The 22,822-nt window shown below is 54.6% G+C and carries 21 protein-coding genes and 1 riboswitch; of the genes, 11 read left to right on the top strand and 10 right to left on the bottom strand.

Annotated features, from left to right (window positions below):
* Positions 1 to 267: 267 nt before the first annotated feature.
* The 3 genes from ftsX to ftsY are packed head-to-tail and all read right to left on the bottom strand — an operon-like array spanning position 268 to position 3,516.
* On the bottom strand, positions 268 to 1,326 hold the full coding sequence (gene ftsX / locus On2M_RS01285) for a permease-like cell division protein FtsX (RefSeq protein WP_103769551.1): 1,059 nt from the start codon (positions 1,324 to 1,326) through the stop codon (positions 268 to 270).
* Positions 1,319 to 1,987, bottom strand: coding sequence for a cell division ATP-binding protein FtsE (gene ftsE, locus On2M_RS01280; RefSeq protein WP_003023420.1), 669 nt, complete (start codon positions 1,985 to 1,987; stop codon positions 1,319 to 1,321). The genes ftsX and ftsE overlap by 8 nt, the downstream gene beginning before the upstream one ends.
* 2 nt (positions 1,988 to 1,989) lie before the next feature.
* Positions 1,990 to 3,516, bottom strand: a complete 1,527-nt coding sequence (ftsY, locus tag On2M_RS01275; protein ID WP_210904183.1) for a signal recognition particle-docking protein FtsY — start codon at positions 3,514 to 3,516, stop codon at positions 1,990 to 1,992.
* 150 nt (positions 3,517 to 3,666) lie between these two features.
* On the opposite strand from ftsY, the gene rsmD reads away from it, so the two are divergent.
* A complete protein-coding gene (gene rsmD / locus On2M_RS01270) occupies positions 3,667 to 4,263 on the top strand; it encodes a 16S rRNA (guanine(966)-N(2))-methyltransferase (protein ID WP_210904182.1) in 597 nt (198 codons plus the stop codon).
* Positions 4,253 to 4,528, top strand: coding sequence for a DUF1145 family protein (locus tag On2M_RS01265; protein WP_042311836.1), 276 nt, complete (start codon positions 4,253 to 4,255; stop codon positions 4,526 to 4,528). The genes rsmD and On2M_RS01265 overlap by 11 nt, the downstream gene beginning before the upstream one ends.
* A gap of 43 nt (positions 4,529 to 4,571) precedes the next feature.
* On the opposite strand, the gene On2M_RS01260 is transcribed toward On2M_RS01265, so the two are convergent.
* Positions 4,572 to 4,931, bottom strand: a complete 360-nt coding sequence (locus On2M_RS01260) for a DUF2500 domain-containing protein (RefSeq protein ID WP_187253818.1) — start codon at positions 4,929 to 4,931, stop codon at positions 4,572 to 4,574.
* A 141-nt stretch (positions 4,932 to 5,072) separates the two neighbouring features.
* On the opposite strand from On2M_RS01260, the gene On2M_RS01255 reads away from it, so the two are divergent.
* Positions 5,073 to 5,699: a lysoplasmalogenase gene (locus On2M_RS01255; protein ID WP_210904181.1), complete on the top strand. Its 627-nt coding sequence runs from the start codon at positions 5,073 to 5,075 to the stop codon at positions 5,697 to 5,699.
* A 74-nt stretch (positions 5,700 to 5,773) separates the two neighbouring features.
* Complete coding sequence (gene zntA / locus On2M_RS01250; protein ID WP_210904180.1) at positions 5,774 to 7,972, top strand: Zn(II)/Cd(II)/Pb(II) translocating P-type ATPase ZntA; 2,199 nt, start codon at positions 5,774 to 5,776, stop codon at positions 7,970 to 7,972.
* Between the two features lie 41 nt (positions 7,973 to 8,013).
* On the opposite strand, the gene tusA is transcribed toward zntA, so the two are convergent.
* Positions 8,014 to 8,259, bottom strand: a complete 246-nt coding sequence (gene tusA, locus On2M_RS01245) for a sulfurtransferase TusA (RefSeq protein WP_005121576.1) — start codon at positions 8,257 to 8,259, stop codon at positions 8,014 to 8,016.
* Positions 8,260 to 8,427: 168 nt separating this feature from the next.
* On the opposite strand from tusA, the gene On2M_RS01240 reads away from it, so the two are divergent.
* Together On2M_RS01240 and On2M_RS01235 are read left to right on the top strand one after the other, a co-directional pair.
* Positions 8,428 to 9,093, top strand: a complete 666-nt coding sequence (locus On2M_RS01240; RefSeq protein ID WP_019078120.1) for a 7-cyano-7-deazaguanine/7-aminomethyl-7-deazaguanine transporter — start codon at positions 8,428 to 8,430, stop codon at positions 9,091 to 9,093.
* A gap of 72 nt (positions 9,094 to 9,165) precedes the next feature.
* Positions 9,166 to 9,723: a DcrB family lipoprotein gene (locus On2M_RS01235; RefSeq protein ID WP_151216899.1), complete on the top strand. Its 558-nt coding sequence runs from the start codon at positions 9,166 to 9,168 to the stop codon at positions 9,721 to 9,723.
* A 3-nt stretch (positions 9,724 to 9,726) separates the two neighbouring features.
* On the opposite strand, the gene On2M_RS01230 is transcribed toward On2M_RS01235, so the two are convergent.
* A complete protein-coding gene (locus tag On2M_RS01230; protein WP_187253820.1) occupies positions 9,727 to 10,944 on the bottom strand; it encodes an MFS transporter in 1,218 nt (405 codons plus the stop codon).
* 132 nt (positions 10,945 to 11,076) lie between these two features.
* On the opposite strand from On2M_RS01230, the gene On2M_RS01225 reads away from it, so the two are divergent.
* From On2M_RS01225 to nikR, 3 genes are all read left to right on the top strand, one after another.
* Positions 11,077 to 12,126, top strand: coding sequence for an AI-2E family transporter (locus tag On2M_RS01225; protein WP_151216900.1), 1,050 nt, complete (start codon positions 11,077 to 11,079; stop codon positions 12,124 to 12,126).
* A 62-nt stretch (positions 12,127 to 12,188) separates the two neighbouring features.
* Positions 12,189 to 12,767, top strand: coding sequence for a 4'-phosphopantetheinyl transferase AcpT (acpT, locus tag On2M_RS01220; protein WP_151216901.1), 579 nt, complete (start codon positions 12,189 to 12,191; stop codon positions 12,765 to 12,767).
* Between the two features lie 49 nt (positions 12,768 to 12,816).
* Positions 12,817 to 13,218: a nickel-responsive transcriptional regulator NikR gene (nikR, locus tag On2M_RS01215; RefSeq protein WP_151216902.1), complete on the top strand. Its 402-nt coding sequence runs from the start codon at positions 12,817 to 12,819 to the stop codon at positions 13,216 to 13,218.
* A gap of 17 nt (positions 13,219 to 13,235) precedes the next feature.
* Here nikR and On2M_RS01210 read toward each other — a convergent pair whose 3' ends face one another.
* From On2M_RS01210 to On2M_RS01200, 3 genes are read right to left on the bottom strand one after another with little or no spacing between them, the layout of a single operon-like run.
* Positions 13,236 to 14,360, bottom strand: coding sequence for an ABC transporter permease (locus tag On2M_RS01210; protein ID WP_187259953.1), 1,125 nt, complete (start codon positions 14,358 to 14,360; stop codon positions 13,236 to 13,238).
* Positions 14,360 to 17,107, bottom strand: coding sequence for a ribosome-associated ATPase/putative transporter RbbA (gene rbbA / locus On2M_RS01205; protein WP_210904179.1), 2,748 nt, complete (start codon positions 17,105 to 17,107; stop codon positions 14,360 to 14,362). The genes On2M_RS01210 and rbbA overlap by 1 nt, the downstream gene beginning before the upstream one ends.
* Positions 17,104 to 18,171, bottom strand: a complete 1,068-nt coding sequence (locus On2M_RS01200) for an HlyD family efflux transporter periplasmic adaptor subunit (RefSeq protein WP_151216905.1) — start codon at positions 18,169 to 18,171, stop codon at positions 17,104 to 17,106. Before On2M_RS01200 ends, rbbA begins: the two co-directional genes overlap by 4 nt.
* A gap of 401 nt (positions 18,172 to 18,572) precedes the next feature.
* Positions 18,573 to 18,756: riboswitch (M-box (ykoK) riboswitch) on the top strand.
* Between the two features lie 56 nt (positions 18,757 to 18,812).
* Between On2M_RS01200 and On2M_RS01195 the strand changes: the two genes are divergently transcribed.
* Complete coding sequence (locus tag On2M_RS01195) at positions 18,813 to 19,826, top strand: magnesium transporter (protein ID WP_151216906.1); 1,014 nt, start codon at positions 18,813 to 18,815, stop codon at positions 19,824 to 19,826.
* A gap of 38 nt (positions 19,827 to 19,864) precedes the next feature.
* Here On2M_RS01195 and On2M_RS01190 read toward each other — a convergent pair whose 3' ends face one another.
* Complete coding sequence (locus tag On2M_RS01190; protein WP_210904178.1) at positions 19,865 to 21,058, bottom strand: NAD(P)/FAD-dependent oxidoreductase; 1,194 nt, start codon at positions 21,056 to 21,058, stop codon at positions 19,865 to 19,867.
* A gap of 229 nt (positions 21,059 to 21,287) precedes the next feature.
* Here On2M_RS01190 and pitA point away from each other — a divergent pair, with 229 nt between their 5' ends.
* Positions 21,288 to 22,787, top strand: a complete 1,500-nt coding sequence (pitA, locus tag On2M_RS01185; protein WP_187253825.1) for an inorganic phosphate transporter PitA — start codon at positions 21,288 to 21,290, stop codon at positions 22,785 to 22,787.
* The last annotated feature ends 35 nt before the right edge of the window (positions 22,788 to 22,822 follow it).

The following is a 22,822-nucleotide window of genomic DNA, read 5'->3' as shown; positions in this document are numbered from 1 at the left end:
AATCCTCTCAATCTTTTCATCTGGCGCATTGGCAAAATGCTAATTAGCAAAAACCAGTAGCAACAACCATGCCAGAGCTTATGAGCAACGAGAATATCATTCAATCTTTTATCAGACAGTGATTTTATCCACAAGTTCCATGTCGTACTGTGTATAGATTACGCACAAAATGTGACATCACGGTGAATGCATCGGGAAGAGGTTACAGGGACTCTTTCCCTGCAGAGCGAACGACTCAGTGCAGGGAAAGATTATACCAGAGATTTTTTAATCGGGGGTAAAGTGACGTAAATGTTGAACCGTGGCAAGCCAGGCTGCCACCCAGCCAATCATTGAGCACACCAGCAGTAACAGCAGGCATTCATCGAATGATAAGCCGTTGATATCAAACTTGGTCCCGAAAACCTGTGCCACTTCAGTCACCGCTGACGACAGCCGCATCACCAAAATTTCTGACAAAATCAGTGAAAGAAATGCACCGGAAAAACCCAACAGCGCGCCGCCGTAAAGGAACGGACGCAGGATAAATCCATCCGTCGCACCAATCAGTTTCTGGACGTTAATGGTATCGCGACGCGCAAAAATACTCAGACGCACGCTGTTACCGATGACGAGGAAGACCGCCGCCACCATCAGCACGCCAATCATCGCGGAAACGCGTCCGACAAGGCCCGTCAGCGCCGCCAGGCGAGCGAACCAGCTGTCATCCATCCGCACTTCATCAATCCCGTTGATTTGTGCGATACGGTCGCGCAGGGTGTTCAGCGATTCCGTGCCCTGAAAATCCAGTTTCGGGATCACCACCGCCACAGCCGGCAGCGGGTTCTCTTCCAGCATATCCAGCGCGCCGCCAAAGCCAGACCAGTTACGGAATTCGCCCAGCGCGTCGTCGCGAGAAAGATAATTCACTTTCTCCACGCCCTGCTCAGCCTGCAACTGACCAACCACTCGCGCCGCCGCATCATCATCCAGCGTTTTTTGCAGGTAAACGGTGATCTGCGGGGACGGATAATACTGGCTCGCCGCGTGGTTTACATTCTTATAAACCATGTAGCACACGCTTGGCAGCGTCAGGGAGATGGCAATAACCATCACCGTCAGAAACGTCGCCAGCGGCTTACTTTTCAGGTCTTGTAACGCGCCCTGGAACGCGTAACGTACCTGCTCGTTAAAGACGTTGGTTTTCCGCGAGTTCGGTTTTGGCGCGGCTTTTGCCCGCTTTGGCGCGTTGCGACCGCCGTCACCAGGCGCACCGCCCGATTTACGAAAACGATCCAGTCGGCTACCGAACTGTTTGATTTGATTGATAGCGTCACGTCTATTCATGCGCCAGGCCTCCATGCAGATGCCCATCGCTCAGAACCATTTGGCGATAGGAGCGACGGGAGATCAGGCCAATATCGTGCGTAGCCATTAATACCGTGACCCCGACGCGGTTAAACTCTTCAAACAGACGCAGGATCCCTTCTGACAGCGCGTCATCCAGGTTACCCGTTGGTTCATCCGCCAACAGTACCGCAGGTTTATTCACCACCGCACGGGCGATGCCCACGCGCTGTTGTTCACCGCCGGAGAGCTGAATCGGAAAGTTTTTCGCTTTGTCCAGCAGCCCTACCTTATCCAGCGCCGCTGACACGCGACGACGAATATCGTCCCCACTGGCACCCGCAATGATCAGCGGGATTGCCACGTTGTCAAACACGGTTCTGTCCATCAACAGGTGGTGATCCTGAAAAATCATACCAATCTGACGACGCAGAAACGGTACCTCACGGTTTTTCAAACGGCTGATGTCATGCCCGCTGAAGTAGATTTTCCCGGCGCTGGGCCGTTCAATCCCACAGATCAGCTTCAGCAGGGTACTTTTCCCCGCGCCGGAATGGCCGGTCAGAAACGCCATCTCGCCAGGCTGCATATGGAAGGTCACTCCCTGCAGCGCTTGTCTCCCACCGAGATAGGCCTTGCTGACATGTTCAAAGCGAATCATTGTTAATCCTCTCGGGCAAAAAGTGCCTCTATAAAATCGCCCGCTTTAAACGGACGTAAATCCTCGATACGTTCGCCCACACCGATATAGCGGATAGGGATGCCAAACTGATCGGCAACCGAGAAAATGACCCCGCCTTTCGCCGTTCCGTCCAGCTTGGTCAGGGTGATACCGGTTAAGCCCACCGCTTCATGGAACAGTTTGGCCTGGCTTATCGCATTCTGCCCGGTACTGGCATCGATAGTCAGCATAACCTCATGCGGCGCATCAACGTCCAGCTTCTTCATGACGCGAACGATTTTTTTCAATTCTTCCATCAGGTGCGATTTATTCTGCAAACGCCCTGCGGTATCAGCGATCAGCACGTCTACGTTACGCGCCTTTGCCGCCTGGATGGCATCAAAGATGACGGACGCAGAATCCGCGCCGGTATGCTGGGCAATCACCGGAATGTTGTTACGTTGACCCCAGACCTGCAGCTGCTCTACCGCCGCCGCACGGAAAGTATCGCCCGCCGCCAGCATCACCGATTTTCCCTGCTGCTCAAACTGACGCGCCAGCTTGCCGATGGTGGTGGTTTTCCCCACACCGTTAACGCCAACCATTAAGATAACAAATGGCGTTTTACCCTCAACATTCAGCGGTTCGTCAACCTTCGCCAGAATCTCGCCCATCTCGTCTTTCAGCAGACCGTACAGCGCTTCTGCGTCTTTGAGCTGCTTGCGGCTGGCGCCTTCCGTCAGATTCGCAATGATCTTGCGGGTCGTTTCTACGCCCACATCGGCAATCAGCAGTTGCTCTTCCAGCTCTTCAAATAGATCATCGTCGATCTTTTTACCCCGGAAAAGACTGATAAATCCGGAACCAAGGTTTTCTTTGGTTTTCAGCAAGCTGCGTTTCAAGCGCGCAAAGAAACCTTCTTTCGTCGGTTTTTCCTGCTCCTGGACTACCTCTTCTTCTTCCGGTTCTTCTACAGCAGGTTCTTCTGGCGGCACCACCATAACCGATTCTTCAGCAGCCTCAGCGGCCAGCGCCTGTGCTTCGAGCTCTTCGTCGGTCAGTTGCGGCTCGTTTTCAGCTTCTTCTTCAGCCGCCTCAACGATTTCCACGGTTTCCGCTTCGGCCTGCCACTCTTCGGCAGAAACTTCTTCGGTTTTCACCTCTTCTGGCAGCGGCAATTCTTCGCGTTCGATAACCGCCGCCGCTGGCGTTTCCACTACAGTTTCAGCAACGGGTTCAGCAACCGGCTCAATTTCCGGCTGCGGTTGTTCGGTAACCGGTTCTTCTTCCGGCTGCAGTTTTTCGATTTCCGCAACCTGCTCAGTGACTTCCACAACCTCAGCAGCAAATGCTTCCGTTTCTGCTTCGCTATGGGTTTCCTGCGCGCGAGACGGTTCCTCAACGACGGCAATTTCTTCAGTAACCGGTTGTTGTTCTTCGTTTTTTACTTCTGTCTCGTTTTCCGGTGCCTGCTCTTTTTGACCAAAGCCCAGCCAGGAAAAAAAGCCACGTTTTTTCTCTTTCGCCATTTGCGACTACACTCCCCGCTGTTGCTTCATGGCACAGCGTCAACGCTATGTACATAGCAGCTAAAAAAATGATGAAATAGTCTATCACTTAACTTAACTCACATCACCGCCTGGAATGACATGCTATAGGCGGATTGAGCAATAATAGAAATGAAAAAACCGAATCACTCTGGCAGCGGACAGATCCGCATTATTGGCGGGCAATGGCGAAGCCGTAAACTCCCGGTTCCGGACAGCCCCGGATTGCGTCCGACCACCGACCGCGTACGCGAAACGCTGTTCAACTGGCTGGCGCCGGTAATGGTCGATGCCCACTGCCTGGACTGCTTCGCTGGCAGTGGCGCACTGGGGCTGGAAGCGCTCTCTCGCTATGCGGCAAATGCAACGCTACTGGAAATGGATCGCGCGGTATCTCAGCAGCTCCAAAAGAATCTCGCCACGCTGAAGGCAAATCACGCCCGAGTCGTTAACGCGAATACACTGGCATTTCTGGCTCAGGCAGGTACGCCGCATAACGTGGTATTTGTTGACCCACCGTTTCGCAAAGGATTACTGGAAGAAACATTAACTCTTCTGGAAACGAATGGCTGGCTGGCGAACGAAGCGTATATTTACGTGGAAAGCGAAGTTGAAAACGGTTTGCCGCCGGTTCCGGTGAACTGGTCGCTATACCGTGAGAAAGTCGCCGGACAGGTCGCCTATCGCCTGTACCAACGTGAAGCACGAGGAGAACACGATGCTGATTAACCTGGGACGCCTGCTGATGCTGTGCGTCTGGGCATTTTTACTACTGAATATTTTCCAACCTTTTCCACGCCCGCTTAACATCTTCGTTAACGTCGCACTGATATTTATGGTGCTGATGCACGGCATGCAGTTGGCGCTGCTAAAAAGCACCATGCCCAAAGATGGCCCGCAGATGACCAGTGGAGAGAAAATCCGTATTTTTCTGTTTGGCGTCTTTGAGCTGCTGGTCTGGCAAAAGAAGATTAAAGATCAGTTGAAGAAATGAGGTGATGCCGGATGGCGGCTGACGCCATTTCCGGCCAACTTAACTACGGTTGCGCACTAAACCCTTCAAAATGCGAACCTTTGTAGCTCAGCGTCCCTTTATCTCCGACCGTTAACGCATGGTACTGCTGAGCATCCAGACGAAACGTTTGTTCCAGGCCACCGCTTTGTGGCTTAAAGCTGGCTTCATAGCGCATGCTGGTTCCCGCCGGACTCACTTCCTGTTGACGGGAGCGTCGGTCGTTAAGCGGCTTTTCCCGCTTATTCGTCACCACCACCTGCTTTTGTACCAGCGGCGCGGCATCATTATCCGCTTTTTCACGTCGCTGCTGAACAAAGCGAAACGACGCTGCGACAACGATTAAGACAATGATAACAATGAAAAAAAGTGGTGGTTTGCTCATATTATTAACCCATCAGAAAATGCGGAAATAAGCATACATTGCCCGTTATGGTGTTGTCATCTGGCAGTATCGACCTCTACACTGGACAATAGAGCCGTAAGCACCCCGCTTACGAAAAAATAACGAATTCAAGGAACTAAGATGCTTTGGTCGTTTATCGCTGTCTGCCTTTCCGCATGGTTGTTCGTGGATGCTTCCTATCGTGGGCCTGCCTGGCAACGCTGGGTCTTTAAACCCCTGACGTTACTCCTGCTGGCGCTGCTGGCCTGGCAGGCGCCAATGTTTAACGCTATCAGTTACCTGGTACTGGCTGGCTTGCTGGCCGCGCTGCTGGGCGACGCGCTGACGCTATTGCCGCGCCAACGCCTGCTGTACGCAGTAGGGGCATTCTTCCTGTCGCATCTGCTGTATACCATTTACTTCGCCAGCCAAATGACGTTGTCGCTCTTCTGGCCTTTGCCGTTGGTACTGGCGGTGCTGGGGGCGTTGCTGATTGCCGTGATCTGGACGCGTCTGGAAGAATTGCGCGTTGCTATTTGTACCTTTATTGGCATCACGCTGATGATGGTCTGGATGGCTGGCGAACTGTGGTTCTTCCGCCCGACCGCTCCGGCGCTGTCGGCATTTATGGGCGCATCACTCCTGTTCATCGGCAATATTGTCTGGCTGAGTAGCCATTATCGTCGCCGCTTCCGCGCCGATAACGCCATTGCAGCCGCCTGCTACTTCGCCGGACATTTCCTGATTGTTCGTTCGTTGTATCTTTAAAAAGCTTGACTCTGGAGTCGACTCCAGAGTGTATCCTCCGGTTAATACGAAATGATTATCAACCGGAGGATGCCATGCCGACACCCGCTACCAATGGCAAAAAAGCCCCACAATTCTCTTCTTTCAAGCCAGTCCCTGCGCCACAAAAGGCTGACGATTGCTGCTGCGAGGGAAGTTGCTCTACCCCACCCCCCGTATCCGATACCGTAATAGGTACCCGTTATTCCTGGAAAGTGGCAGGCATGGACTGCGCGGCCTGCGCCCGAAAAGTAGAGAATGCAGCCCGCCAGGTCAGCGGCGTCAACCAGGCCCAGGTGTTGTTTGCCACCGAAAAACTGGTCGTCGACGCCAGTTCCGATATCCGCCAGCAAGTTGAAAACGCAGTGCAAAAAGCAGGCTATACCCTGCGCGATGAAAACGCGACGGAAGCCGCCCCCGAGTCACGTTTTAAAGAAAACTTGCCGCTGATTTCGCTGATTATCATGATGGCGATTAGCTGGGGGCTGGAGCAATTCAATCACCCCTTCGGCCAGATAGCGTTTATCGCTACCACCCTGGTCGGTCTGTACCCCATTGCCCGTCAGGCTCTGCGTCTGATGAAAACTGGCAGCTACTTTGCCATTGAAACGTTAATGAGCGTGGCCGCCATCGGCGCGCTGTTTATCGGCGCGACGGCGGAAGCCGCCATGGTGCTGCTGCTGTTTTTAATTGGCGAGCGCCTGGAAGGATGGGCTGCCAGCCGTGCCCGTAAAGGGGTCAGCGCGCTGATGGCGCTCAAACCGGAAACCGCCACACGTCTGCGTAACGGCGAACGCGAAGAGGTGGCTATTAATACCCTCCGCCCTGGCGATATTATCGAAGTTGCCGCGGGTGGGCGTTTACCAGCTGACGGCAAACTGGTTTCCGGTTTTGCCAGTTTTGATGAAAGCGCCCTGACCGGCGAATCGATCCCGGTTGAACGAGCCACCGGCGAGAAAGTCCCGGCAGGCGCCACCAGCGTGGATCGTCTGGTCACGCTGGAAGTGCTCTCCGAACCGGGCGCCAGCGCCATTGACCGTATTTTGCAGTTGATTGAAGAAGCGGATGAACGTCGCGCTCCCATTGAGCGCTTTATTGACCGTTTCAGCCGGATCTACACCCCAGCCATTATGGCGGTTGCGCTGCTGGTCACCCTTGTACCACCGCTGCTGTTTGCCGCATCCTGGCAGGAGTGGATTTATAAAGGGCTGACGCTGCTGCTGATTGGCTGCCCATGCGCGCTGGTGATTTCAACCCCCGCAGCCATTACCTCTGGTCTTGCCGCCGCGGCGCGTCGTGGCGCGTTAATCAAAGGCGGGGCCGCGCTGGAACAACTGGGTAGAGTTACGCAGGTCGCGTTTGATAAAACCGGCACTCTGACCGTGGGTAAACCGCGCGTCACGGCGATTCACCCGGCGAGCGGTATTGGTGAAGCTGAACTATTGGCGCTGGCGGCGGCAGTAGAGCAAGGCGCGACACACCCGCTGGCGCAGGCGATTGTTCGGGAAGCACAAACGCGTGAACTGGTTATACCTGTCGCGAAAGAACAGCGCGCATTAGTCGGCACTGGCATTGAAGCGCTGGTCGATGGCGAGCACGTGCTGATTTGCGCCGCCGGTAAGCAACCTGCCGATGCTTTTGCCGGGCAAATAAGCGAACTTGAAAGCGCGGGCCAAACGGTGGTGCTGGTGCTACGCAACGAGGCCGTACTCGGCGTGCTGGCCTTACAGGACACGCTACGCGAGGACGCCCGCCACGCCATCAGCGAACTTAATCAGATTGGCGTGAAAGGGGTGATTCTGACCGGTGATAACCCACGTGCAGCGGCCGCCATTGCAGGCGAACTGGGTCTTGAATTCAAAGCGGGGCTATTGCCGGAAGATAAAGTACAGGCCGTTACCCATCTCAACCAACAGTCGCCGCTGGCGATGGTTGGCGACGGCATCAACGACGCTCCGGCGATGAAAGCAGCCACCATCGGTATTGCCATGGGGAGCGGAACCGACGTCGCGCTGGAGACCGCCGATGCCGCCCTGACCCACAACCGCCTGCGTGGTCTGGTGCAAATGATTCAACTGGCGCGCGCTACCCACGCCAATATTCGCCAGAACATTGCGATTGCGTTGGGTCTGAAGGGGATTTTCCTCGTCACCACACTGCTCGGGATAACCGGACTGTGGCTGGCTGTACTGGCAGATACGGGGGCGACGGTACTGGTGACCGCTAACGCGCTGCGGTTGTTACGTAAAGGATAGTTTTTTGCCGGATAAGCATTGGCGCCATCCGGCAAACAAAACTACTGACCTTTACGCAGCAGATAGCGGTACGGCAGCGAGTCGGTCTCTTTGGCCACCAGCTCATGTTCCATAAAGGTACAGAAACCGGGAATATCACGGGTTGTCGCCGGATCGTCGGCGACAATCAGCAGTGTTTCACCCGCCTGCATGCCGCGCACGGTTTTGCGCACCATCATAACAGGTTCCGGACAGCGCAGCCCCTGAGCATCAAGAGTATGGTCGGGAGAGGTAAACAGATCGCTCATCGTAGTCTCGTTCATTCAAAAACGGCGTTATTTTACGCTCTGTTGTGACGTAAGCCAATCAGGTTAACGATTGCGTGAAAAACAACCATTGCAATGTGTTCTTAAAGCAGTATCATGCGACGGTTTTTTATTGGGTTCCCTCACCCCATCCAACAAAAAGGTCACAATATGACTCCGTTTACACAATCTCAGCGCGTAAAAGCGTTGTTTTGGCTATCGCTATTTCATCTGCTGGTGATCACCTCCAGCAACTATCTGGTGCAGCTACCGATCTCCATTTTTGGTTTCCATACCACATGGGGCGCGTTTAGCTTTCCGTTTATTTTCCTCGCCACTGACCTGACCGTGCGTATTTTTGGCGCGCCGTTGGCACGACGCATCATCTTCGCGGTGATGATCCCCGCGCTGCTGATCTCTTATGTCGTTTCATCACTGTTCTATATGGGATCGTGGCAGGGATTTGGCGCACTGCTGCACTTTAACCTGTTTGTTGCCCGTATCGCCGCCGCCAGCTTTATGGCTTACGCGCTGGGACAAATTCTGGATGTGCATGTCTTTAACCGCCTGCGCCAGAACCGTCGCTGGTGGCTGGCACCAACGGCCTCCACCCTGTTTGGCAACATCAGCGATACGTTAGCCTTCTTCTTTATCGCCTTCTGGCGCAGCCCGGATGCCTTTATGGCCGAACACTGGATGGAAATCGCGCTGGTCGATTACTGTTTCAAGGTGCTGATCAGCATTATTTTCTTCCTGCCGATGTACGGCGTGCTGCTGAATATGCTGCTGAAAAGGCTCGCAGATAAATCCGAAATCTCTGCATTACAGACGAGTTAAAGGTTCATTTTCCGAGTTGTGATAAGATGGACGAATGAGCCGTTATGGCCGTTTATCGAAAGGAAGAAGTCAATGCGCAATCTGGTTAAATATGTCGGTATTGGCCTGCTGGTTATGGGGCTTGCGGCCTGTGATAATAGCGATACAAAAGCGCCAGCAGAGAAGACCGCCGCAGAAAGTAACGCCACCGGACAACCGGTCAGTCTGCTGGACGGCAAACTCAGTTTTTCTCTGCCAGCGGATATGACCGATCAGAGCGGTAAGCTGGGTACTCAGGCGAACAATATGCACGTCTATTCTGACGCAACCGGCCAGAAAGCGGTGATTGTGATTGTCGGCGACAATACCAACGACGACCTGGCTGTGCTGGCAAAACGCCTGGAAGAGCAGCAACGTAGCCGCGACCCGCAGCTGCAGGTCGTCACCAATAAATCCATTGAGCTGAAAGGCCACACGCTGCAGCAGTTAGACAGCATCATCTCGGCTAAAGGCCAGACCGCTTACTCTTCTGTGGTGTTAGGCAAAGTAGATAACCAACTGCTGACCCTGCAAATCACGCTGCCTGCTGACGATCAGCAAAAAGCGCAGACGACAGCAGAAAACATCATTAACACGCTGGTTATCCAGTAACGGTTAAGACGATGACGCGGCCTCCGGTGACCCCACCTGAGGCCGTTTTTTTAACCGCCAGGTCAGCAATAGCGCCACCGCCACCAGCCCAGCTGCCGCCAGATAGATAACCGGCACGCCCGCCCACGTCATTACCAGCCCAGCCAGCGGCCCGGTAACCCCCAGCGATAAATCCATAAACACCGTGTAGGTCGCCAGCGCAGCGCCCTGGTTTTGCTGCGGGACGGCTTTTACCGCCACCACGCCCAACGCCGGGAAAACCAGCGAGAACCCCGCCCCGGCCAGCAGAACACCGATTTTTGCCATCCACGGCATGGAAGCCATCCCGACCAGTAACAGCCCAACAATCTCGACGCTAAAGCAGATCATCGCCACATTCAGTCCGCCTAAGCGGTTGATCCCATTTGGGAACAACAGACGCGTGCCCACAAACGTGCAGCTAAAAAGCGTCAGCGCGAAAGCCGCGCCGTCCCAGCCTTTGGCATCATAAAACAGGGTAATGAAAGTGGCGATCACGCCAAATCCGGCGGAGGCCAGGGCCAGCGCCATACCATACAACCAGACGCGCCCGAGCACCGCGCGGAACGGCAATGGTTTGCCTTTGCTGGCCTTTACCGCCTCACGAGGAAGCGCCAGCAATATTGCCGACAGCGCTACGCCCATTACCGTCAGCGCCAGCCCCTGTAAGCCACCCCAGGCATAACACAGTACACCCAGTGGGGCGCCTATCGCCATCGCACCATAGGTCACGATGCCGTTCCAGGAAATCACCCGCCCTATGTGCATTGAACCCACGACCCCTACGCCCCACAGCGTAGAGCCGGTCCCGGCAAAGCTTTGCCCGATCCCGAGGATCACGCGACCCAGGCATAACAGCAGCAGACTGGCCAGCGGCCAGTCGTTCGTTGACCCCGCCAGTAAATAACCCAGACCACTTAAAAAACAGCCGCACAGTCCGAATACCACAATCTTCTTTGGCCCCAGCAGGTCGGCATAGCGACCGGCATGTGGACGGCTCAGCAGCGTAGCGAAATATTGCAGGCTGATGACCAATCCAGCCCAGAAGGCGCTGAACCCCATCACATCATGGACATAGCCCGGCAATACCGCGAGCGGCAGGCCGATGGTCAGATAGCTGGCGAAGTTGAACATCACCACAGAGACAATGCGCAGATTAAGGCGTAAACCGCTCAGCGTCGGTTCAGCGACGGGTTCGGGCATGGAGGGTCACCACGTTTTCACAACAGTGTTTCATTTCTACCATGTTGCCGCACAGAAATCAGCAGTCAGTTTAGGAATCTCAGCCGCAAGCCAGCCGCTACACTTAATGCAAAACGCAAACAGGAAGAAAATATGACAACTGCTCAGCCCGATAAAACGGGTTTGCACATTTTACTCAAACTGGCTGCTCTGGTGGTGATCCTCGCGGGTATTCATGCTGCGGCGGATATCATTGTACAGCTGCTGCTGGCCCTCTTTTTTGCCATTGTATTGAATCCGCTGGTCACCTGGTTTATTCGCCGGGGAGTAAGCCGCCCGGTAGCCATTACGCTCGTGGTAGTGGTCATGCTGATCGTCCTCACGGCACTGGTCGGCGTTCTGGCATCTTCGATCACTGAATTCATGGCCATGCTGCCCAAATACAATAAGGAGCTGACGCGCAAGGTCCTGCATCTGCAAGAGATGCTTCCCTTTCTAAATCTGCATATGTCCCCGGAGCGCATGCTACAACGCATGGACTCCGACAAAATAATGACCTTCACCACCACGCTGATGACAAGTCTTTCCGGCGCCATGGCCAGCGTTGTTCTGCTGGTAATGACGGTCGTCTTTATGCTGTTTGAGGTGCGTCATGTTCCTTATAAGCTGCGCTTTGCGCTGAACAACCCACAAATCCATATTGCGGGGCTGCATCGGGCGCTCAAGGGTGTATCTCACTATCTGGCGCTGAAAACGTTGCTCAGCCTATGGACCGGCGCTATCGTCTGGTTGGGGCTGGCGCTAATGGGGATTCAGTTTGCTCTGATGTGGGGCGTACTAGCCTTCTTGCTAAACTACGTGCCCAACATTGGCTCGGTCATTTCCGCCGTCCCGCCCATGATCCAGGCGCTACTGTTCAACGGCATTTACGAATGCGTGCTGGTTGGCGCGCTGTTCCTGGTGGTGCATATGGTGATTGGCAATATCCTCGAGCCGCGCATGATGGGGCATCGCTTGGGATTATCGACGCTTATCGTCTTCCTCTCTCTGTTGGTATGGGGATGGCTGCTCGGCCCGGTAGGCATGCTGCTCTCTGTGCCGTTAACCAGCGTATGTAAAATCTGGATGGAAACGACCACAGGCGGCAGCAAACTGGCAATTTTGCTTGGACCCGGCAGGCCCAAAAGTCGATTGCCTGGATAAACTTGCAAACAGCATGTGAAGAATGGTACACAACCCCATTATTACTAAAGGTTAGCCCTGATATGTACCGGATCGTTCTTGGGAAAGTTTCTGTTTTAAGCACTGACGCACTGCCCAACGCACTGAGTGAACAAGCCCCACAAGGAGCTCACCGTGCGCGCTGGATTGCAGGCCGGGTGCTGCTTTCCCATGTTCTTTCACCATTACCGGACATCGTCTACGGCGAGCAAGGAAAACCGGCTTTTTCCGCCGACACCCCGTTGTGGTTCAATCTCAGCCACAGCGGCGATGATATCGCCCTGCTGCTCAGCGACGAAGGGGAAGTCGGCTGCGATATTGAAGTCGTCCGCCCACAAGATAACTGGCAAACGCTGGCAAATACGGTATTCAGTCTCGGAGAACATGCCGAAGTCGAGGCTGAACACCCGGAGCAGCAACTGGCAGCATTCTGGCGCATCTGGACGCGTAAAGAAGCTATCGTTAAACAGCGCGGCGGCAGCGCCTGGCAAATTGTCAGCGTCGACAGTACCGCGCTAACTTCCTCGCTCTCTGTCAGCCAGTGCCAGTTTGACACCCTGAGCCTGGCGGTATGCACGCCAACGCCGTTTACCCTGACCGCCGACGCCGTACAAAGGCTGTAACGCTTTCATTCCCGTGCGCCGCCGCGCAATATCGTAAGGTTGAAATCTGATGCAACGTATCACCATCACACTTGATGACGATTTATTAGAAACGCTCGACGGCCTGAGCCAACGCCGTGGCTACCACAACCGTTCCGAAGCGATCCGCGATATTCTGCGCAGCGCACTGGCGCAGGAAACGACCCAGGAGCACGGCACACAAGGGTTCGCGGTGCTTTCGTATGTTTATGAGCATGAGAAGCGTGACCTGGCGAGCCGCATTGTTTCGACCCAGCATCACCACCACGATTTGTCGGTCGCTACACTGCACGTGCACATCAACCATGACGACTGCCTGGAAATCGCCGTACTAAAAGGCGACATGGGCGATGTGCAACATTTTGCCGATGACGTGATCTCCCAACGCGGGGTGCGCCACGGTCATTTGCAGTGCCTGCCGAAAGAAGAGTGAGTGCCTGTGCCGGATGTTTACGCCATCGTACCAATCGTCTTTCTAAAGCGCAGCAGCGCTATCATGAAGAACGCACTGCCAATCGCCAGCAACGTCAGGAACTGCGGCCAGACAATACCGAACCCTGCGCCACGGTAAAGTATCGCCTGCGCGAGACTCACAAAATGCGTCGTTGGCATCGTCAACATGATGTCCTGCACCACCTGCGGCATGCTTTCACGCGGTGTGGAGCCGCCGGAGAGCATCTGTAACGGCAACAACACCAGAATCATCAGCAGTCCCAGCTGCGGCATAGAGCGCGCCAGCGTGCCCATAAAAATACCGATCGAAGTGGTTGCGAACAGGCTCAGCGCCACCCCCAGCATAAACAGAGGAATCGATCCCTCAATCGGTACGCCGAGCACGCCTTTTACCATCAGCATCAGCGACAGACCGGAAACCACCAGCACCACCAACCCCATCGACCAGATTTTTGCCATCATGATCTCAAACGGCGTCACCGGCATCACCAGCAGATGTTCTATTGTCCCGTGCTCGCGCTCGCGAATTAGCGCCGAGCCAGTGAGCACAATCGCCAGCATGGTGATGTTGTTGATAATTGCCATCACCGCACCGAAGCGTGCAGGTTCCAGATTGGGGTTAAAGCGCATGCGCATTTCCAGCGCCACCGGCGGCTCACTGTTGTCACGGTAACGGGCCACAAAGCTATTCACCTCGCCGCTGATGATGTTCTGGATATAGCTGTTGCCGGTAAAAGCCTGGCTCATCCGCGTGGCATCGACGTTAACCTGAATATCCGGCTGACGCCCGGCCAACACATCACGCTGAAAATCAGGCGGAATATTCACGGCGAAGGTATAGCGTCCGGCATCCAGCCCGGCATCCATCTCATCGGCGGTGATCATCTCCGGCGGTAAAAACCACGGGCGATAAAAGCTGTTCACAATCCGATTCGACAACTGCGACTGGTCCATATCGGCGATGGCAATCGGTGCCAGGTGCAACGAGCCCGGAAGGACGGTGGCGGAGGAGTAAACCGAAATCGTGAAGGCGAAGACAATCAGCGTCAGCATCGCCTTGTCGCCTAGCAGGCTGCGTAACTCTTTGATACCGAGGTTATAAATATTACGTAGTCGGCGCATCACCCCTCCTGTTTTTTCAGCAGTAATACGCTCAAACCAATCACCACCGGAATGGCTATCGCCAGCGGCATAAACAGCTGCCAGAGATCCGTCAGATCCAGCGCTTTAGAGAACGTCCCGCGCGCGATGGTCAGAAAATGGCTGGTCGGGTAAATTTCGCCAATCCAGCGTCCAGGCCCTTCGAGCGAGGCGACCGGGTCAATCATCCCGGAAAACTGCGTCGCCGGGATCAGCGTAATAATTGCCGTACCAAAAATGGCCGCGATCTGGCTTTTCATAAACGTGGAGATGAATAGCCCAAGCCCGGTGGCAATGGTGACGTACAGCAGCGCGGCCAACGTCAGGGTCATAAAGCTGCCCTTATGCGGGACGCCAAACACAAACACCGACAGCGCGCACAGCAGCAGGAAGTTCAGCATGCCCAGCACGATGTAAGGCAACTGTTTACCGAGTAAAAACTCGCTGCGGGTGGTGGGCGTAACGTACAGGTTGATAATCGATCCAAGTTCTTTCTCGCGCACCACGCTCAAGGCGCTGAGCATAGAAGGGATCATCATCAGCAGCAGCGGGATGACTGCTGGAACAATCGCCGGCAAACTCTTCACATCGGGGTTGTAGCGATAGCGAGTTTCAATGGTCATCAGCCCGTTTTGCCCTCTGGCATTGGGTTGACGTGCCATCACGTCCTGTAGCCAGGTCTGGTGCATCGCCTGCACATAGCCTCTGACCGTTTCAGCACGGCTCGGCATTGCGCCATCGACCCAGACGCCAATCTTCACCGGCGTGCCACGCGCGATATCGCGGCCAAAGTTTGGCGGGATCTCTATTGCTACCGCTACTTCGCCCGAACGCATCCGTTTGTCCAGCTCGTCATAACTGGTGAGCGGCGGCTGTTCGATAAAATAACGCGATCCCGCCAGATTGAGCGTCCACGCCTGGCTGCTGACGGTCTGGTCACGATCGAGCACCGAAAAACGCAGGTTTTCCACATCCATGCTGATGCCGTAGCCCATGATCAGCATCAGGATCACTGTGCCCATCAGCGCCAGCGTTGAACGAACCGGGTCACGTCGCAGCTCCAGCGCTTCACGTCGGCTGTAGCTAAACAAGCGCCGTAGGCTAAAGCCCTGCCGCGGCGGCTGACTATTTTCATGCGCTTTCGGAACATTGGCGGGCGGTAACTGAGCTTCCGGTACCGGGCCTGCCGCTTCCTGTAACCAGGAGATAAACGCCTCTTCCAGACTGGCGGCGCCACGCTGTTTCACCAGTTCCTGCGGCGTGCCGCTGGCGAGTACTTTTCCGGCGTGCATCAGCGACATCCGGTCGCAGCGCTCCGCTTCGTTCATAAAGTGGGTGGAGATAAAAATGGTCACTTTGTCCTGCCGCGACAGATCGACCATCAGTTGCCAGAACATGTCCCTCGCCACCGGATCGACCCCGGAGGTCGGCTCATCAAGAATGAGCATTTCCGGACGATGGATCACCGCCACCGCCAGCGACAGGCGTTGACGGATCCCCAAGGGCAGCGCGCCAGGCAACGCGTCTTCGACATCGGTCAGCGAAAAGCGCTCGCTCATCTCTTGTACCCGTCCCGGGATTTCTGCCTCGGTGATATGGAACAGTCGCGCGTGCAGCTCAAGGTTTTGCCGCACGGTCAGCTCGCTGTAAAGCGAAAACGCCTGCGACATATAGCCTACCCGGCTGCGGGTATCGATATTCTTCGGATCTACCGCTTGCCCAAACAACCATGCCTCACCTTCGCTTGCGGGCAGCAGACCAGTGAGCATCTTCATGGTGGTGGATTTACCGCACCCGTTGGAGCCGAGAAAACCGAAGATCTCCCCGCGCGGAATACGAAAGTTAACGTGGTCAACGGCAACAAACTTACCGAAGCGCATAGTCAGATCTTTCACTTCAATAGCAATCTCTTCGTGTTCAGCGTGATACGGCGGGATCACCACCGGCTTATGCGCCTGACGCTGGGCTTCGGGTAACAGCGCGATAAACGCCTGCTCCAGCGTGTCGCTGTTGGTTTGTTCACGCAGCTGCTGGGCGCTCCCGGTGGCTAATACTTCCCCGGCGTTCATCGCCACCAGACAGTCAAAACGCTCGGCTTCTTCCATGTAGGCGGTCGCAACCAGCACGCTCATGTTGGTCTGCCGCTGGCGAATGCTGTTAATCAGATCCCAGAACTGGGCGCGGGACAGCGGATCGACCCCGGTGGTGGGTTCATCGAGAATTAACAGTTCCGGGTCGTGAATTAACGCGCAGCACAGTCCCAGCTTTTGCTTCATCCCACCTGAGAGTTTCCCGGCGGGACGGTCGCGAAACGGCGCCAGTCCGGTGCTGTTCAGCAGCTCGGTTATCCGCGCTTCGCGTTCCGCTTTGTCATGACCAAACAGCCGGGCAAAGAAATCGACGTTCTCATATACCGACAACGTATGGTACAGGTTTTTCCCTAATCCCTGCGGCATCCAGGCAATACGCGGACAGACATCCTGGCGATGTTTCGGGTCACGCATATCGCCGCCCAGCACCATCACGTTGCCGTGTTCAATGACCCGCGCGCCGGAGATGAGCGACAGCAGACTCGATTTTCCGACGCCATCCGGACCAATCAGCCCCACCATACAGCGGGCGGGAATATCCAGCGTGATATTGTTCAGCGCTACCGTTTTCCCGTAATGCTGACTCACGCCGTCAAGGTGCGCCACGGGAGGAACGGGAAGGCGCGCCAGATGCGTCATTGCGGCAACCTCACGACCAGGTCGTCAGGCCAGGGGCGATTTTCATCGACACGCACCCACGCCATGCCCGGTAGACCGGTTTTCACATACTCCAGATGCTGCTGCAACAGTTCTGGCGGGATACGCGCTTTAACACGGAACATCAGCTTCAGTCGTTCATCGCTGGTTTCGACCGTTTTCGGCGTGAACTGCGCCACGCTTGCCACAAAGCTGATGGTCGCCGGAATACGCAGATCCGGCGCGGCGTCCAGCACCAGGCGGGCTTCACCGCCAATCTTTAATAAACCGGCCTGTTCAGTCGGTAAGAAGAACGTCATGTAAACATCACTGAGATCGACCATATTCAGCACGCGCCCCCCCGCGGAAAGGACCTCACCCGGTTCGGCTACGCGGTACTGTACGCGACCATCGCGCGGGGCTTTCAGTTCGCTGTCATCAATATCAGCTGCAATACGACGTTCGGTGGCCTGCGCGGCTTCTACGCGGGTTTGCGCCTGAATAATGCTGGTGCGGGCGGCCTCAATCGCGGCTTTTGCCGCAGAGACCTGCGCCTTTGCGGATTCCAGCGCCGCGCGCGCGCTTTCCGCCGCGGCCCTGTCGTCATCCAGCTGTTGCTCAGACACAGCCCCACGCTGGGACAGCGAGCGGGAACGTACGTGACGTTTAGAGACCGATTGCAGTTCCGCCTCGCGCTGCTTTACCACCGACTGCGCGGCGCGCATTTCACTTTGCCGCTGTTCCAGCAGCGCTCGTGCCGCCGCCACCGCGCTTTCGGCTTCTTTGATTTGCGCGACAGCTTCCAGTCGCTGCTCCTGCAGCACACGGGTATCCATTTTCGCCAGCACGTCGCCCTGGCGAACGAACTGCCCTTCCGAGACGAGGATTGTGTCAATTCGTCCGGCAATCTTGGTGGCAATATCCACTTCGGTAGCTTCAATTCTGCCGTTGCTGGCCGCGAAACCTTCCGGAATTCCCGCAGGACGTAACATCCACCACGCTATTGCGGCAACCGCTACCACAATACCCGCGCCCCACCACACCAGATGACGCTTAATCTTATCCATATCCGACCCGCCGTAATCCCTGTTATCAAACGATGCGTGTCACAAAGCCCACTGAACAGCTATTCAGCGGGAGATTCCATCCGGGATGAGAAGGAATGAGAAATAATGGCCAGAGTGCGGACAGGCGTGAAAGCAACGCACACCGTGAAGGACGTGAGTGACGAAAATGCTGTGAAATCGGGTAGTAATGTTGTCATCATCAGCGTTCCTGGCCGGAAATGAAACACGCATACTCATAACTGTTGTCTATTGAATACTAACACCTGGATTCAATATGTCTATTCGGTTGTCGTTTCCAGTTCAGACCTGGCACAAGGAATATTTCGTATATCAACGATTGATAAACAATCGCAACTATAAACATAATCAATGATTAGGCATCCCTATAATAGCGGCTCATTTACCGATCTCGTTATGGCGAGGCTCCTGTACAAATACAAGTTACCGCCCTGCTGGTATCGAGAGAGACCACTCAGGGAAATACAGGCATCCATCGAATCAAGGTGTTGCCAAGGTAACTTCTGACGATTTCACCATCGGACAGATACGTTGTTCAGTGCTAAAACCAGGACGTAGGGATCTGCCTGCGCTAACCCTGTCTTGTTCGCCCCTATGAGAGATTTTTTATAGGGAATTACATCATGTCATCTATGCCACTCTGCGCCGCCCATCATCCTATGCCGGATTTCAATGGCGACGCTATCGCGCAATATATGCGCACCGATTTTATTACTCTACCCGACCATCTCAGCGTGAACGGCGCTCGCGAATACTTTGTTTCCCAACTCACAACAGATGATATTCCAGGCCAGGTCTTTGTTGTGGCAGGAAAGGCGCTGCGCGGGGTGTTATCCATCAAGCGCTTATTACAGGAAAAAGATACGTCGCTTAACATCAACCATCTTACGGACAGCTGTTTATTTCATGTAAAGCCTGATGATGAACGGGCGCAGGTCGTTGCCGAGTTAGCCGAACGCGAAGTCGACCTGGTTGCTGTCGTTGAGAAAGGCGAGCTGATTGGTTGTCTGATGGAAAAAGAGATCGCTCATCTACAGGAAGATGATGTTACCGAAGACGTTCAGCTTCAGGGCGCCACGCTGCCGCTGGAAAAACCCTATCTGGAAATTAGTCCGTGGACATTGTGGAAAAAACGTTCGGTCTGGCTCCTGCTGCTGTTTGTCGCAGAAGCCTATACCAGCAGCGTGCTTCAGCATTTTGAAGAAGCGCTGGAATCCGCGATTGCCCTGGCCTTTTTTATTCCGCTATTAATTGGTACTGGTGGCAACAGCGGTACGCAGATCACTTCGACGCTGGTACGTTCAATGGCGCTGGGGGAAGTGCGGCTGCGCGATATGGGCCGGGTGATCCGCAAAGAAGTTTCAACTTCGCTGCTGATCGCTCTGACGCTGGGTCTGGCAGGGTGCTTGCGCGCGTGGATGATGGGTATCGGCATGGAAATCACGCTGATCGTCAGCCTGACGCTGGTTTGCATTACGCTGTGGAGCGCCGTGGTGTCATCAGTGATCCCCATGGTGCTCAAGCGTATCGGCATTGATCCCGCCGTGGTTTCGGCCCCGTTTATCGCCACGCTTATCGACGGTACCGGGTTAATTATCTACTTTAAAATCGCCCAGTATTTTCTGGGTCTGAACTAATGATAACGCCCGACAGCTCAGGTTGTCGGGCATCACAGTCAGGCTGGCGCCAAATCCTGCGCGCACGCCCAGGCACTCGACCATGCCCACTGGAAGTTATAGCCGCCCAGCCAACCGGTGACGTCCATAACTTCGCCGATAAAATAGAGTCCCGGTACTTTACGTGCTTCCATCGTGCGCGATGACAGCTCATTGGTATCAACGCCGCCCAACGTGACTTCAGCGGTACGATACCCTTCCGTACCGTTCGGCTGTACCCGCCACTCGGTTAGTGTCTCGACCAACGTTTGCTGATCGCGCACATTAAGCTGCTTAAGCGAAACATCCGGGATTTGTCCAAGCTGTTGCAAACATTCCACCAGCCGCTTTGGCAACTGCATTGCCAGGGTGTTCTTTAAGCTCTGGTTAGGATGAGCACTGCGTTGGTCATCGAGGAAGCTCGCGAGGTCAACATCTGGCAACAAATTAATGCTGACAAATTCACCAGGTTGCCAAAAACTGGAAATCTGCAGCACGGCCGGGCCAGAAAGCCCACGGTGCGTAAAGAGCAGATTTTCACGAAAGACGGTGCCGTCCTCGGCGGTGATAACGGAGGAAACGGATACGCCAGAGAGAACCTGAAGCTGCTCCAGCAGCGGCTTGTGTAAGGTGAAAGGCACCAGACCTGCGCGCGTTGGCAATACGTTCAGGCCGAACTGCTCGGCAATTTTATAACCAAACGGCGTCGCGCCCAGACCCGGCATAGAGAGACCACCAGAGGCAATAACCAGATTTTTCGTGCCCACGGTCATCCCGTTCAATTCGAGGATGAAAGCATCACCCTCTCGCCCGACGCTCAGGACTTCGCTACGTAACCGCATAGTTACGTTACCTTTTTCGCATTCCGCCACCAGCATATCGACAATTTGTTGGGCGGAATCATCACAAAACAGCTGACCCAGCGTTTTTTCATGCCAGGCAATGCCGTGTTTGCCCACCAGATCGATAAAATCCCACTGCGTATAACGCGCCAGCGCCGATTTGCAAAAATGCGGGTTTTGGCTCAAATATGCGGCCGGTTCGACATAAAGGTTGGTAAAGTTGCATCGGCCCCCGCCAGACATGAGAATCTTACGTCCAGGCTTTTTACCATTATCAATCAGCAGTACACGACTACCTGCTTGTCCTGCCTGCGCGGCACAAAACATACCTGCTGCGCCAGCGCCTATAATAACGGTATCAAACCTTTCCACGTTGCGATCCTCTCAAAAAAGCGGGTGTGAATTGTAAAGATTCCTCAGTGGTCGCACCAGCACCAAACTATCGATAAAGGGTATTTATCTGAAATATATAGGATAATTCTTTAGTGGTGTAAAACAAAGCAGGAGACAAATCAAAAAAACTCTATATTTCACTTTGCCCGCGCCGCCAAAGTCACTGATAATGCGCCGCGTTCATGTCCTCAAAATGGCGTAACGTCCTATGCTACATTTGTTTGCTGGCCTGGATTTACATACCGGGCTTTTACTATTGCTTGCTCTGGCTTTTGTGCTGTTCTACGAAGCGATTAACGGCTTCCATGATACAGCAAATGCTGTCGCAACCGTGATCTATACCCGTGCAATGCGTTCGCAATTGGCGGTGGTCATGGCTGCGGTGTTCAACTTCTTTGGTGTTTTGCTGGGCGGTCTCAGCGTGGCATATGCCATCGTGCATATGCTGCCAACGGATCTGCTGCTCAATATGGGATCGTCACATGGCCTCGCCATGGTGTTCTCCATGCTGCTGGCAGCAATTATCTGGAACCTGGGTACCTGGTACTTTGGTTTGCCTGCATCCAGCTCCCACACGCTAATTGGTGCCATTATCGGTATTGGTTTAACCAATGCGCTGATGACCGGCACTTCTGTGGTAGATGCACTTAACATTCCGAAAGTAATGGGTATTTTTGCCTCGCTTATCATCTCGCCGATTGTCGGTCTGGTGGTTGCAGGTGGTCTCATTTTCATTCTGCGTCGCTACTGGAGCGGTACGAAAAAACGTGCCCGTATCCACCTGACGCCAGCAGAACGTGAAAAGAAAGACGGTAAGAAAAAGCCGCCGTTCTGGACGCGTATTGCACTGATCCTCTCCGCTATCGGCGTAGCGTTCTCTCATGGCGCTAACGACGGGCAGAAAGGCATTGGTCTGGTGATGCTGGTGCTGATTGGCGTCGCCCCCGCTGGTTTCGTAGTAAATATGAATGCTTCCGGTTACGAAATTACCCGTACCCGCGATGCAATCAATAACGTCGAAATCTTCTTCCAGCAACGCCCTGACCTGCTGAAGCAAGCCACCGGCGTGGATCAGTTGATTCCATCTCCGGAAGCGGGCGCACCAACGCAAGCTAACGAGTTCCATTGTCACCCGGCTAATACTATTAACGCGCTGGAGCGTGCGAAAGGTATGCTGGCGAATCTGGAAACTTTCGACAAGTTAAGCGTTGAACAGCGCGGTCAACTGCGTCGCATTATGCTGTGCATCTCTGATACCACCGATAAAGTGGTGAAACTGCCTGGCGTAAGCGCTGACGACCAGCGTCTGCTGAAGAAACTGAAAGCTGACATGCTGAGCACCATTGAGTATGCACCTATCTGGATCATTATGGCCGTCGCACTGGCGCTGGGCATTGGTACCATGATTGGCTGGCGTCGTGTGGCGACGACTATCGGTGAGAAAATCGGTAAGAAAGGCATGACCTATGCTCAGGGGATGTCGGCGCAGATGACCGCCGCAGTCTCTATCGGTCTCGCCAGCTACACCGGTATGCCTGTTTCCACCACGCACGTTCTCTCCTCTTCCGTTGCAGGAACGATGGTTGTTGATGGCGGCGGTTTACAGCGTAAAACGGTGACCAGCATTCTGATGGCCTGGGTCTTCACCCTGCCAGCCGCAATTCTTCTTTCCGGCGGGCTTTACTGGCTCTCTCTGAAGCTTATCTAAGCGAATGCACGGAAAAAAAGCGGGTCAGAAAACTG

Source organism: Citrobacter sp. On2M (assembly GCF_018035235.1).
GTDB classification, from domain to species: domain Bacteria; phylum Pseudomonadota; class Gammaproteobacteria; order Enterobacterales; family Enterobacteriaceae; genus Citrobacter; species Citrobacter meridianamericanus.
The sequence above is the reverse complement of the archived record's forward strand: the minus strand, read 5'-3'. Positions and strand labels throughout refer to the sequence as shown.